The sequence below is a fragment of the Arthrobacter sp. TJ-254 genome (genome assembly GCF_058269175.1).
This window is the reverse complement of sequence record NZ_JBZCNF010000001.1, coordinates 171,208-183,980: the sequence shown is the minus strand read 5'-3', so window position 1 is coordinate 183,980 and position 12,773 is coordinate 171,208. Positions and strand designations below refer to the sequence as shown.

Genomic DNA, 12,773 nt, shown 5'->3' with positions numbered 1-12,773 from the left:
CTCCCCCTGCGGGTCCGCCCTGGCTGGGGAATGTTCGAACGGCGGGGCCCGACTCCCTGCCATTGTTATGCAGCGGTGCGGCAAAATAAACCTCGCCCAGCCAAATGAGCCCATTCTGTGGACAACTTGATTCTTCGGGGCCCATCGATGTCATCATGATGCTGATCGGTGACATCATTAGGGGAAGACAGGGCATCCGGCGGAAGGAAGGGCAATTGTTGTGGCTGAAAAGCGGTTCCTGACTCTTGCGGATGTTGGTGAGGTCCTTAACATCAGTTCCTCCCAGACATACGCCCTGGTGCGCTCGGGCGAGCTGCCCGCGATCCAGGTGGGCGGACGCGGACAGTGGCGGGTCGAGGCGAAGGTCCTCGAGGACTACATCGCGAAGGCCTACGAGAAGTCGGCTTCCGCTCTCCGCGACAACCCGCGCGCCGTCAACAACGCCTAGGGCTGTTCCGACTCTCCTCCGCCGTCCCATCCCCTGCTTGACCGGTCGTCGGCCCAGGGCCGGCCGGCAGGGGTCAGTTCGCGGAAAGAACCGCTGAGACTGCTCCGAACGGCAGCGCGAGGACCGAGACCACGTTTCCCGCGCGGCGCTGCTCGCCCGCCGGAACGACGGCGAGTTCAAGGAAATCCCTGCCGACGCGGTCGATGGTCCCTGTGTATCCCCAGCCCTGGTGCCCTGCGTGGAGCGTCACCAGGGCGCGGTCACGGGCGAGTGCGCGGAATACCGAGCCGAGGCCGAGCCGGGCCTGCACCCGTGGCAGCGCGGGCCCGGGGTGGCGCCCCAGCCCCTCGATCGTCTGCACCGAGGCATACGGAATCAGGACCGACTGCCCGCCCGCTTCGAGAACGAGCCATTCGGAGCCGACGTGGGAGAGCTGGCCTGCGAAGTCCTGCCCGAAAGTGGTCCGCACATTGAGGATGTTCGACGGCTGGCCCGCGAGCCTTTCGGCGAGACTGACCTGGGACTGCTCCGCCCGGTGAAGCTCACCGACCAGGGCCTCTCCTTCGGCGGCGCGCGCCGCAGCGAACTGGTCCTCAAGGTCATCGAATAACGCGTTCCACCGCATTTTCTGACCCTAGGTTTCCGGAAAGCCCCCGTCAACTGCCGTCATCAAAAACAAGTGTAGACAAACTGCATCAAACGGCATCAAATTGAGTCAACCGTTTCGATGGGAGGCACCGTGAGTATTGCTTCAAGAGATGCCGTAGCGGCCGCGGCACTTGCCCTCCTGGGCCTGCTGCTGTGGGGCGCGGGGCGTGCCATTCTCCGCAACGGCCCCGCCGGAACGCGCTTTCAACTAGAGGACGGGCTGGGGCTTGCTGTCACGGTCGCTGGACTTGCGGTCCTCGCCTGCTGGTCTGCGGCACTGCTCTTCGCCATAGCGGCGGAAGCCCTCACCCGTCTCGGGCATCCGCGCTCCGCCGCGCAGGCGCGGCGCCTGTCCCCCGCGTTCATGCGCCGCCTCGCCGCAGCCGTGCTCGGCGCCCACCTCGTTGCCGTACCGATCACCGCCGTCGCCGCGCCGGCAGGGGAGTCCAAACCGGCCGGCGGCACCACCACCGCGCTCTCCCCTGCACGGGATGCGTCGATGCTGGATGCGGCGGTGCTGGATGCGGCGGTGCTGGCGCGTTCCGATCCGCCCGCGCGTTCCGATCCGCCCGCCGAGGAGCAGAGGGTCACACCGCGGTGGAAGCCGCTGCCCTCCTTCTGCCCGCCTGGCCTGCTTGGCCGTCAGCCGGCGCCCCGGCCCTCGACGGCGCATGCCGAGCCCACGGTTGTAGTCGAGGAGGGGGACACGCTCTGGGCGATCACCGCCGAGCACCTCGGCCCCTTTGCCACCGATGCGGAGATAGCCCTCGAATGGCCGCGCTGGTACTCCGCGAACGCGCCGGTGATCGGGCCTGACCCGTCACTTCTGATCCCCGGCCAGATCCTCAAACCACCCGGCGACCGGCGACCCTTCGACCTGTAGCCCTCAGCCCTCCCCGGGCTCGCCGCCTCACATGAAAGGCCAAGACCATGCCGGACCCCGCTCCCCTCACTGTCGATTCACTGACCGCTTCCCGCAGCCATTCCCCGGGCGCGGGTTCCGGCGCACGGACGGCTCCGCCGCCCCCGAATGAACGCAGGGAAGGCTCCGCATGGTCCCCCGGAGTCCCGGCTGGAGCCAAGGCCGGGCAGAGCGGGCCCGGCGCTGACGGGAGCCGGACCGGCGGGGTGGAGGCCCGGGTGGGCGCCATTGCCTGCGCTGTCGCCCAAGGCGCCGTGGAGGTGCTCGGAGGTACCCGCCCGGCCCACCAGATGTCGCGCTGGCTGGACCAGGACAGCTACGACCGGCTTGAGGTGAGGGCTTCGCTCATGCGTTCCGCAGCAGCGGTTCCGAAGGGACACCGGCTTGCCCCGCCCGCAGCGCAGCGGCGCAACCGGGGTGCGACGGTGCGGGCAGCGAGGCTGTGCCGGGTGTCCGACACCGCCTTCGAGGCCGCCCTCGTGGTGCACGACTGCACGAGGGCCCGGGCCGTTGCGCTCCGGGTGGAGGAGCGCCGCGGATCCTGGCGCATCACCGCCCTGGAGATCGGCTGAAGCTACTTCTTCGGGCGCTTGCCGTTCGAGCGCCCTGCCGCGCGTGCCTTCGTTTCGGCTACGGCCGTCTTGAGGCGCTCGACGTGGGTTTCGGCCTCGCCCTGGGCATTCGGTGCCGAGAAGTTCAGCGTCGCGGGCTGCCGCGGGGCTTCGAGGCCCGCCGCACGGACGGTGGGTCCCTGCACAAGCCCGCGGGCGTCCTGAACGCCGGGCAGTCCCGTCGACGCCGGCGCCGCGACCTCGACCTCGAGGTTGAACAGGTAACCGATTGTCTCCTCGCGGATGGCCTCCATCATGGCCTGGAAGAGGACGAATCCTTCGCGCTGGTACTCCACGAGGGGATCCCTCTGGGCCATGGCGCGCAGGCCGATGCCCTCCTTGAGGTAATCCATCTCGTAGAGGTGTTCCTGCCACTTCCGTCCGATGACCGAGAGGACGACGCGCCGCTCAAGCTCGCGCATCGTCTGCTCGCCGAGGGCATCCTCGCGCGCCTGGTAGGCGAGCTTGGCGTCGGAGAGGATTTCGGCGTGGAGGAAGTCGCTGGTGATCTTGGACTTGCCTCCGGCCTCCTCGATCACTTCGTCGATGGTCAGGGTGATCGGATAGAGGGTCTTCAGGTTGGTCCACAGCAGTTCGTAGTCCCAGTCATCGCCGTGGCCCTGCGACGTCGCTTCGTCAACCATTGCCGTCACGACGTCCTCAAGGAAGTAACCGACCTTCTCCTTGAGGTCTCCGCCCTCAAGGATGCGCCGGCGGTCGCCGTAGATGGCTTCGCGCTGGCGGTTCAGGACGTCGTCGTACTTCAGGACGTTCTTGCGCTGCTCGGCGTTGCGGCCTTCGACCTGGCCCTGGGCGTTCTCAATAGCCTTTGAGACAAGCCGCGACTCAAGCGCGATGTCATCGGGCATCGTCGAACTGTTCATGATCCGCTCCGCGCCGCCGGAGTTGAAAAGGCGCATCAGGTCGTCGGTGAGCGAGAGGTAGAAGCGCGACCGCCCGGGGTCCCCCTGGCGGCCGGAGCGTCCGCGGAGCTGGTTGTCGATGCGGCGTGATTCGTGGCGTTCGGTGCCCAGCACGTACAGCCCGCCGAGTTCGCGCACCTCTTCCTGCTCCGCCTCAACGGCCTTCTTTGCCGCCTCGAGGACTGCAGGCCACTGTGCCTCGTACTCTTCGGGGTTATCCGCCGGATCGAGCCCGCGTTTCTCCATTTCGGCGACGGCGTTGAATTCGGCGTTTCCGCCGAGCATGATGTCGGTGCCGCGGCCCGCCATGTTCGTTGCAACGGTGACGGCGCCCTTGCGGCCGGCCTGGGCGACGATCGCGGCTTCGCGCGCATGGTTTTTGGCGTTGAGGACCTCATGGCGGACTCCGGCCTTGGCCAGCTGCTTGGAGAGGTACTCGCTCTTCTCGACGCTCGTGGTTCCGACGAGGACGGGCTGGCCCTCCTCGTGGCGCTCGACGATGTCCTTGACGACGGCGTCGAACTTCGCCACCTCGTTCTTGTAGATCAGGTCCGAAAGGTCCTTGCGGGCCATCTCCTTGTTGGTGGGGATGGGCACCACGCCGAGCTTGTAGGTGGACATGAACTCGGCGGCCTCGGTCTCGGCCGTACCGGTCATGCCGGAGAGCTTGTCGTAGAGCCTGAAGTAGTTCTGAAGGGTCACCGTGGCCAGGGTCTGGTTCTCGGCCTTGATCTCGACGCCTTCCTTGGCCTCGATCGCCTGGTGCATGCCCTCGTTGTAGCGGCGGCCGGCAAGGATGCGGCCGGTGTGCTCGTCGACGATCATGACTTCGCCGTTGAGGACCACGTAGTCCTTGTCGCGCTTGAACAGTTCCTTGGCCTTGATGGCGTTGTTGAGGAAACCGATCAGCGGGGTGTTCGCCGACTCGTACAGGTTGGAGATGCCGAGGTAGTCCTCGACCTTCTCGATGCCTGCCTCGAGCACGCCGACGGTGCGCTTCTTCTCATCGACCTCGTAGTCGGTGTCGACGTGGAGCTTCTTGACGACCTTCGCGAACTCGTTGTACCAGCGGTTCACGTCGCCTGAGGCCTGGCCGGAGATGATCAGCGGCGTACGGGCCTCGTCAATGAGAATGGAGTCGACCTCATCGACGATGGCGAAGTTGTGCCCGCGCTGGACGAGCTCCGCGGCGCTCCAGGCCATGTTGTCGCGAAGGTAGTCGAAGCCGAATTCGTTGTTGGTGCCGTAGGTGATGTCCGCCGCGTACTGCTCGCGGCGGGCCGCGGGATCCTGCTTGGAGAGGATGCAGCCGCTCGTCATTCCGAGGAAGCGGAAGACCCTGCCCATAAGGTCGGACTGGTACTCGGCGAGGTAGTCGTTGACCGTGACGATGTGGACGCCCTTGCCGGTCAGCGCGTTAAGGTAGGCGGGGGCTGTGGCGACGAGGGTCTTGCCCTCGCCGGTCTTCATCTCGGCGATGTTGCCGAGGTGGAGCGCTGCGCCGCCCATGAGCTGGACGTCGAAATGGCGCAGGCCGAGCGTGCGGCTCGAGGCTTCGCGTACCGCGGCGAACGCCTCGGGCAGGAGCGCGTCGAGGGATTCGCCGTCGGCGTGGCGCTTCTTCAGCCGGTCGGTCTCACCGCGCAGTTCGGCGTCGGACATCCCACGGAATTCGTCCTCGAGGACGTTGATCGCGTCTGCGTAGTTCCGGAGTTTCTTCAGTGTCTTCTTATCGCCGGTGCGGAGAACTCGTTCAAGAAGTGATGGCACTGGTATTCGCTCCCAATCTAAGGCTGCCCAAACGTGGCGTGTTCAGTCTACGGGAGAGACGCTCGGTCTCTCGATTTAGTTCCCTGCGGTCAGCTCCAGCGCACTGCCGCAGCCAGCGGTTCGGCAAGGTCGCCGACCGGTTCAACGACGACTTCCTGCAGCCCGAGCCATCCTGCCATGCTCACCAGCTCCTGCGCGAGCTCCGCTGCCGTTGTCGACGGCGCGTCCGGTTCGGCGTGGCTTCCACGCACCAGGAGCCGCCCGGTAAGGCGGTCCGCTTTGAGGTCGACCCGGGCGGCCATCGTCTCTCCCACGAGGAAGGGCAGGACGTAGTATCCGTACCGCCGCGCCGCGGGAGGGGTGTAGATCTCAATCCGGTAGTGGAAGTGGAAGAGGGCTTCGAGGCGGCCCCTTTCGAAAACCATTGAATCGAACGGGCTCAGCAGTGCCCGCCCGAGGGCCCGGCGGGGAAGGACCGCCGCCTCATGCAGGTATGCCTGCCGCTTCCAGCCCCGCACCTCGGCGGGCTTGAGCACGCCGCGCGAGACGAGGATGTCGACGGCCGCCGCGGTGTCGCGGACGGGTGTGCGGAAGTAATCGGCGATATCCCGGACCGACCCCACGCCGAGCGCGGCTGCGGCCCGCTCCGCAAGGATCAGCAGCGCCTCACGCGCATCGACGTCGACGGCGGTGAGCCCGTCCGACGGCATGACCTTGGAGGTGAGGGCGTACCTGCGCTCGAACTGGGCCGTCCTGCCTGCCGAGCTGATCTCGCCCCTGGCGAAAAGATCCTCGAGCACCCGCTTCACCGCACTCCAGCGCCATCCCCAGCCATCGGTGTTCCGAAGCTCCTCGTGGCCGAGCCGCTCCTGGAGCTGCGCCGAGGTCAGCGGCCGGCTCCTGCCGAGCACTTCGAGGACCCTCTGCTCAAGGGAGGCACGCAGCTCGGGGTCCATGCCGGCGGCGCTGACCCAGCTTCGGCGCTGCCAGGGGCGCAGGTAGGGGAAAAGGGCCGGGTCGATGAAACTGGCTTCGTGGGCCCAGTACTCGGTGAGGCGCCGCGGGTGGGTTCCGGAGAACCGGTCGAGCACCCCTGTGTCGTACGGGCCGAGCCGGGAAAAGATCGGAAGGTAGTGCGACCGTGAGAGGACGTTGACCGAGTCGATCTGCAGCAGTTGCACCTGGCCGAGGACCCGGGCCAGGGCGCGCGACGACGGCGTCCCCGTGGGGCGTGGCCGTGCAAGTCCCTGCGCTGCGAGTGCGATCCGGCGTGCCTGCGAGAGGGAAAGGGTCGTCATGGGCGGGCGCCGCGCTGCACGACCCGCGCGTGCGGCGTGCACCGGGCACGATTTGATGAAGCGCCGGCCGCGGCGGCGGAACTCCGCCGCCGCGCCGGCACCGTACTATGCGGTTGCAGCTGTGGCTTCCTTCGCTCGGTAGGCGAGCAGTTCTTCCTGCGGCTCCTGCGTTCCTTCAGCGCACTTGGCATCGAGGGTGATGACGCCATAGGTCCATCCCTGCCGACGGTACACAACGGACGGCGCGCCGGTCGCCGAATCGACGAAGAGGTAGAAGTCGTGGCCGACCAGTTCCATGTTGTCGACAGCGTCGTCGAGGCTCATTGGAGTTCCGGAGAATACCTTGCGCCGGATGAGGACCGGCGAGTCGCCGGCGGGAATGTCATCGGGAGATTCGTATCCATCGGCCGAAGACGCTTCGGTGACCGGGGCGGAGTCGGCCGGCTGCTCGGCGTAAATCGGCTGGGAGGTGCTCACGGGTTCAAGTCCTGCAGTGGCGATGCCGACGGCAACCGGGGTGTGCCGGCCGTGGTGGACCTTCTTGCGGTCGCGGGCCCTGCGCAGGCGCTCGAGGAGTTTGTTGTACGCGAGATCGAACGCCGCGAACTTGTCGGCAGCACTGGCCTCGGCCCGCACCACCGGCCCCTTGCACAGCACTGTGAGTTCGACGGTCAGTGAGGTCTCAGCCATGCGGGCGCTTGATTCTTTGGTGATCTTGGCGTCCACCCGTTGGACCTTATCGCCGAGCTGCTCGATCTTGTCGATCTTCTCTGCGGCGTACTCGCGGAAACGGTCGGATACTGCAAGATTCCGGCCATTGATCACAAATTCCATGGTGCCCTCCAAATCGCTAAGGTGACACAACAGCGGCCCAATACGGCCCCCAGACCGCTGCCGACGGGTTCCGGTCTTTCTCTTGGTTCCCGTACTTCACGGTAGATCACCGAGGCCCTTTATTCATCCCTCCCCACACCGATTTCTTCGAAATTCGCTTTCAGCCGATCCGTTGCCCCAGGCGGCGGTGTTGCTGCCACAATGACCCCTCCTGCCACACGGGCACCGTTCGAACGGAGCACCCTCACCACTTCGGCGATCGTGGAACCGGTCGTCAGGACGTCGTCGACGACGATGCAGGGAGCACCGGCAAGGCTGCGCGCGCGCCGCCGGGAAACCGCCATCGTTCCGGCGGTGCTGGTACGCCGCGCACGCCGGCCGAGGCCTTTCTGCCCGCCGGACCGCCCCCTTCCCAGGACGCCGGCCAACGCGGCCCGGTCCGGGACCGTCCCGCGGCGGAAAACCACGGCCCTTAGCACGATCGCGCCGGCGGGCAGCTCACCGCGCCGGGAAAGCCCGGCGACGAGCATGCCAAGCGGATCGTAGCCTCGCCGCCGGCGCGAGGACGCCCGGGCGGGCACGGGGACCAAAAAGAACGGGGAACCATCGGGGAGGCCGAGTGCGGAACGCGCGTGATGGAGCGCACCGCCGAGGGCTGCGGCGAGCGGCCGGTGGACATCGGTGTGATTGTGGTTCTTGTAGGCGAGGACGGTCCGGGCCACGACGCCCGCATAGCTTCCCGCGGCGATCACCGGCAGCGGGATGAAGTCGGCCCCCTCGCCGGGCCCTCCGTCCGGCCGGGCGAACGGTGCGGATCGGGCCGGGCCCGCGGGAAGGGCGGGGGCTCCGGGAAGATCAAGGTGTTCCGGAAGGGCCAGGGCGTTCGCCTCGGCGAAGAACGGGCGGACGGTGGCGCGGCGGAAAGCCTCGGCACACACGGCGCACATCGAAGCATCGGCCCGGCCACAGCCCACGCAGGACGTCGGAAGCACCAGGGACCAGAAAGCGGCCAGCGCTGCTCCGAGCTCCCTGATGCAGGGGACCGCCCGCAGGCGGTCTGCCGCCCCGGCCACCGTTTCCCATGCCATGCTCCGAGGGTGGGCCGTGGCGGCGGCGCGCAGACCGGGAATCCGCGGTATGTGGAGAACTGCCCGGTTCAGCCGGGGAACGCCGGGTCCCGCACGCCCTCGACGCTGCGGATCCAGCTCCGGCCCACGCGGTTGAAAAGCGCCTCGTCGGTCTGGACGTAGAAATCCTCAGCCGGGTCGCTGCCCGCACTGATGTTAACGATGCCCTTGAGTCCCTTCATCTCTTCAAGCTCGCCGCTGAGCTGGAGGATGACCGGGCGCACCTCCGCCGTCGACGAAACCGGTGATGCGACGATAGTGCTTTCGCCTGCCCATTTCGCCGTTCCGATGTTGTCACCGGCGTTCAGCATGAGCGGCTCACCGAAGCTTTGCGGAATGCCCTGCGCACTGCGGGTGATGCCCGCCAACAGCACCTGCGACACCCCTCCCTGTTCGACGACGAACAAGGCTCGTGCGCCGTCGCGTGAGATCCGCAGGTCCTTCACCGTCCGGTCGGCGAGCCATGAGGCCGAAACGACAACGGCGTTGGCTGCAACCCCGCCCGGGGGCACGGCGATGACCTCGGACCCACGGCCCGTCGGCCCGCCGTCCACGGCCCGCGCGGTCCACACCCAGTTCTCCGGGTCGAAGCTGGGGGCGGTGAGGCCCGAACCTTCAATGACAGTGCGCACCTCGCTGCCCGGCGCTGTCGCGAGCAGGGACGTGGCACGCCCGTTGAGGAAGGCGAAGTTGCTTCCCTCGACGGATCGAGCCGGGTCCCGGGGCCTGTAGGAGGCAACCGAGGGAAGGCCGTCGATGGGGGCCACACTGAGGTCCCGGTAGGCCTTGATCTCATTCTGGGCGATGACCACCTGCTCGTTGCCCACCGGCGGGCTTAAGTCCGGGATGACCAGCGCGGGGTCGGGTGCGCCAAGATCGATCGGCTGGCCGGCCGTCATCTCGACGGAGGTGACATCGTTGAGGGTCGTCAGGTTCGCCCTCAGCTGCTGCTCCATCTGCTGCAGCCGAAGGTCCGTCGCATCCTGGAGCACTGACGCCGAAAGCTCAACGGACGCGACGCCGGATCGGATCGGCACCGATTCCTGGGCCAGCGTCACACCTTCCGGGAAAGCGCTTGTCACGGCGCCCTGGAGATACGGCGCCGGGCCGGCGAGCATCGTCTGCACGATGCGCGCCGCAATCCCCGGACGGCGGACGAACCACCGCACATCGGGCACCCAAAACCGGTAGCTGCTGCTGTAGAAGTAGAGGTTGTGCGCGGTGGCCAGCAGCGAGGCGTTGCTTTCGGTGACCATGATGCCGTTGGGAATTTCGCTGATCCGCCACTGCCCGTTGAGTTTCACCATCTCGGCACGGATGCTCTCCGTCGTCGGGTTTGGCGGATCGGTGCGCACGCCCTGGGAATCGATGATCCCGGTGATCTCGAGTTGGATCTGCAGGGACCCCTCGGCTTCACGCTCGACGATCCGCGGATCAGCCTCGAAGATCACGATGCGCTCCTCCGGCTGCCAGGTCCGTGCAAGCGCCGGGGTAAGGAACTCGCGGGCCACCTTGTAGCCGTCGGCGGCTCCCGTTCCTGCGGTGATGAATTCCTGGAGGAGGGCTTCGGGCGGGGCGTTCTGGCGCGGCCCCTCGGGGGAAAAGACCTGCGAGGTCGAGTCCTGCTCCTCATCCGCGGCGGGGAGGGTCTGCACCGGGCCGCCCGTGGGAATCGATGAACAGCCAGCAATGGCGAAGAGCACAACGAGAAGTGCGGCAACTGTCCGTGCGGCCCAGAACGGCCTACTGAATCTCACTTTTTTCCTTTTCCGGTTCCTGCTGCTGCCCGTCCGGCACCGTCCCGGCATCCGTGGTCGGGCCGTCCCCGGGCTCCGGTGCAGGGGCGGATGACGCCGGCAGTTCTGCCACTGCACGCGGCGGCAGCGGCAGCGGTGAGACCTTGAGTTCGCTGTCGCGGTGTTTGGGGAGGGTCAGCCGGAAGCACGAGCCTTCACCGGGCGAGCCCCAGGCCTGGAGCCACGCGGAGTGGAGGCGCGCGTCCTCGGTTGCGATCGACAGGCCAAGCCCGCTGCCGCCGGTGGTGCGGGCACGGGCGGGATCCGCCCGCCAGAAGCGGTCGAAGACGCGGGAGGCCTGAAGGGGCGTCATGCCGATCCCGTAGTCCCGCACTGCCACCGCCACGGCGTCGGGGCTCGACCCAATGAAAATATCCACCGCCTTGCCCCTGCCGTGTTCAAGGGCATTGACCACCAGGTTGCGGAGGATGCGGCCGATCCTGCGCGGGTCGGCGTCGACGACGCAGGTTGTCTCGTCGGAGATGATCTTCAGTTCCGATCCGAAACTGTCGGCGAGGGGCTGGGCACCCTCGATCACGTGCCTGACCACCTGGAAGATGTCAGTGGGCTCGGGCTCGAGCACCGCGGCGCCGGCGTCGAACCGGGAAATTTCGAGAAGGTCCGCGAGGAGCGCCTGGAAGCGCTCCACCTGGTCGTAGAGGATCTCCGCCGACCGCTTGTTGACGGGGTCGAACTCCGCTCGCGCGTCGTGGAGCACCTCGGCCGCCATGCGTACCGTCGTCAAAGGGGTCCTCAGTTCGTGGGACACGTCGGAGACGAAGCGCTGCTGCATCTGGGACAGCTGCGCGAGCTGGGTGATCTGGTCCTGGAGGCTGTTGGCCATGTGATTGAACGAGGCGCCAAGCCGCGCCACCTCGTCCTCTCCCTTGACCTCCATGCGCTCGTGGAGTTCACCGGCCGCGAGCTTCTCGGAGACCATGGCGGCGTGGCCCACTGGGCGCACAACGCTGCGGGTCACGAACCAGGCGATGGCCCCGACACTGGCCAGCAGCGCGAATCCGGCGATCCACAGCACGATGTGGATGTAGCTCAACGTCTTCTGCATGGAGGAGAGGTCGTAGATGATGTACAGCGCGTAGGCGGTGCGGTCCGGCGGCAGCGTGACCTTCGTTCCGAAAGCCACTCCCGGGACGTTCCGGTCCCCCGTGGTTGCCGAAACCGGAATCTGAATCGGCGTCCAGTACTGCTCCTCGCCGTTCGTTATGGCGTTCTTCAGGTCCGGGGGGATCAGCGCCGACTCGGTCATGTTGTCGTGGCTGGCCCGCGGGGGAACGAAGTAGCCCTGCTGCCCGGGGAGCGGTGTCAGCAGCCACTGCCGGGGGGCGTCGGCGCCGCGTCCCTGGAGCCTCAGGAGCGTGTCCTTGGCCAGGCGGTCGGTCGAGTCGCGGTCGGTGGTCGTTGTGTCGCGGAAGACATCCTTGATGTCCGAAAGGCCCCGGCTCGCTTCGCTCTGGAACTGCCCAAAACGCTCCTTGTACAGTGCGTTCGCGATCTGGTTGGACAGGAAGCCGCCGACGACGATGAACGCGAGCGCGGTCAGCAGCACCGTCGATACGACGGTGCGGAACTGCAGGGAACGGCGCCAGTGCGCCGCGACGTCCATCGCGATACGGCGGGACCGCCTGAGCAGTTCCTTCGCCGTCTGCGCCGAACGCCGTGCGGCGCGCTCTGCGGCGGTCTTCAACTCAGCCTTGGCCTGCCTTGTACCCGACGCCACGGACGGTCAGGACAATTTCGGGTGCTTCGGGATCGCGTTCGATCTTCGAACGCAGGCGCTGCACATGGACGTTCACGAGCCGGGTGTCCGCCGCGTGGCGGTATCCCCATACCTGCTCAAGGAGCAGCTCGCGGGTGAAGACCTGCCAGGGCTTCCGTGCGAGCGCAACAAGCAGGTCGAATTCGAGCGGGGTCAACGAGACGCGGTCGCTGCCGCGGGTCACGGAGTGGCCGGCGACGTCGATGCTCACGTCGCCGATGCGCAGGGTCTCCGGCGCCTTCGTGTCTCCGGGGCGCAGCCGCGCCCGCACCCGGGCCACCAGCTCGGCTGGTTTGAACGGTTTGGGCACGTAGTCGTCGGCACCGGATTCGAGGCCGCGCACCACGTCGGAGGTGTCGGACTTGGCGGTCAGCATGACGATCGGAAGGTCGGATTCCGCGCGGATCTGGCGGCAGACTTCGATGCCGTCGAGCCCGGGCAGCATGAGGTCGAGGAGGACGAGGTCGGGCTGCGTCGATTTGAATACCGCGAGTGCCGCCGCGCCGTCGGCGCAGAACACCGGGTCGAAACCGTCATTGCGCAGCACGATGCCGATCATTTCGGACAGTGCCTCGTCGTCATCGATTACCAGAATGCGTGCCTTCATAGGTCCATAGTG

General features: G+C 67.0%; 11 protein-coding genes. 3 read left to right on the top strand and 8 right to left on the bottom strand.

Annotated elements, in window-relative coordinates; all coding sequences use genetic code 11:
• The first annotated feature begins 220 nt into the window (after positions 1 to 220).
• Positions 221 to 448, top strand: coding sequence for a helix-turn-helix domain-containing protein (locus tag AC4D14_RS00865; protein ID WP_490899682.1), 228 nt, complete (start codon positions 221 to 223; stop codon positions 446 to 448).
• Positions 449 to 521: 73 nt separating this feature from the next.
• Here AC4D14_RS00865 and AC4D14_RS00860 read toward each other — a convergent pair whose 3' ends face one another.
• On the bottom strand, positions 522 to 1,073 hold the full coding sequence (locus tag AC4D14_RS00860) for a hypothetical protein (protein WP_490899680.1): 552 nt from the start codon (positions 1,071 to 1,073) through the stop codon (positions 522 to 524).
• A 114-nt stretch (positions 1,074 to 1,187) separates the two neighbouring features.
• Between AC4D14_RS00860 and AC4D14_RS00855 the strand changes: the two genes are divergently transcribed.
• Both AC4D14_RS00855 and AC4D14_RS00850 read left to right on the top strand, forming a co-directional pair.
• On the top strand, positions 1,188 to 1,979 hold the full coding sequence (locus tag AC4D14_RS00855) for a LysM peptidoglycan-binding domain-containing protein (protein WP_490899679.1): 792 nt from the start codon (positions 1,188 to 1,190) through the stop codon (positions 1,977 to 1,979).
• Between the two features lie 47 nt (positions 1,980 to 2,026).
• A complete protein-coding gene (locus AC4D14_RS00850; protein WP_490899678.1) occupies positions 2,027 to 2,590 on the top strand; it encodes an Rv3235 family protein in 564 nt (187 codons plus the stop codon).
• Positions 2,591 to 2,592: 2 nt separating this feature from the next.
• On the opposite strand, the gene secA is transcribed toward AC4D14_RS00850, so the two are convergent.
• The 7 genes from secA to mtrA all read right to left on the bottom strand — a co-directional run bounded on the left by secA (position 2,593) and on the right by mtrA (position 12,761).
• Positions 2,593 to 5,322, bottom strand: coding sequence for a preprotein translocase subunit SecA (gene secA, locus AC4D14_RS00845; RefSeq protein ID WP_490899677.1), 2,730 nt, complete (start codon positions 5,320 to 5,322; stop codon positions 2,593 to 2,595).
• 89 nt (positions 5,323 to 5,411) lie between these two features.
• Entirely contained in the window at positions 5,412 to 6,620 is a 1,209-nt protein-coding gene (locus AC4D14_RS00840; protein WP_490899675.1) for a winged helix-turn-helix domain-containing protein, read from the bottom strand.
• 105 nt (positions 6,621 to 6,725) lie between these two features.
• Positions 6,726 to 7,454 (bottom strand): ribosome hibernation-promoting factor, HPF/YfiA family, encoded by a 729-nt coding sequence (hpf, locus tag AC4D14_RS00835; RefSeq protein WP_490899674.1) that lies wholly within the window; start codon positions 7,452 to 7,454, stop codon positions 6,726 to 6,728.
• Between the two features lie 119 nt (positions 7,455 to 7,573).
• Positions 7,574 to 8,542 carry a ComF family protein gene (locus AC4D14_RS00830; RefSeq protein WP_490899673.1) on the bottom strand — a complete coding sequence of 323 codons (969 nt, stop codon included), beginning with the start codon at positions 8,540 to 8,542 and terminating at the stop codon, positions 7,574 to 7,576.
• 68 nt (positions 8,543 to 8,610) lie between these two features.
• Positions 8,611 to 10,338 (bottom strand): LpqB family beta-propeller domain-containing protein, encoded by a 1,728-nt coding sequence (locus AC4D14_RS00825; protein ID WP_490899672.1) that lies wholly within the window; start codon positions 10,336 to 10,338, stop codon positions 8,611 to 8,613.
• Positions 10,325 to 12,001 (bottom strand): MtrAB system histidine kinase MtrB, encoded by a 1,677-nt coding sequence (gene mtrB / locus AC4D14_RS00820; protein WP_490900465.1) that lies wholly within the window; start codon positions 11,999 to 12,001, stop codon positions 10,325 to 10,327. Before mtrB ends, AC4D14_RS00825 begins: the two co-directional genes overlap by 14 nt.
• A gap of 82 nt (positions 12,002 to 12,083) precedes the next feature.
• On the bottom strand, positions 12,084 to 12,761 hold the full coding sequence (mtrA, locus tag AC4D14_RS00815; RefSeq protein WP_490899671.1) for an MtrAB system response regulator MtrA: 678 nt from the start codon (positions 12,759 to 12,761) through the stop codon (positions 12,084 to 12,086).
• Positions 12,762 to 12,773: the final 12 nt, after the last annotated feature.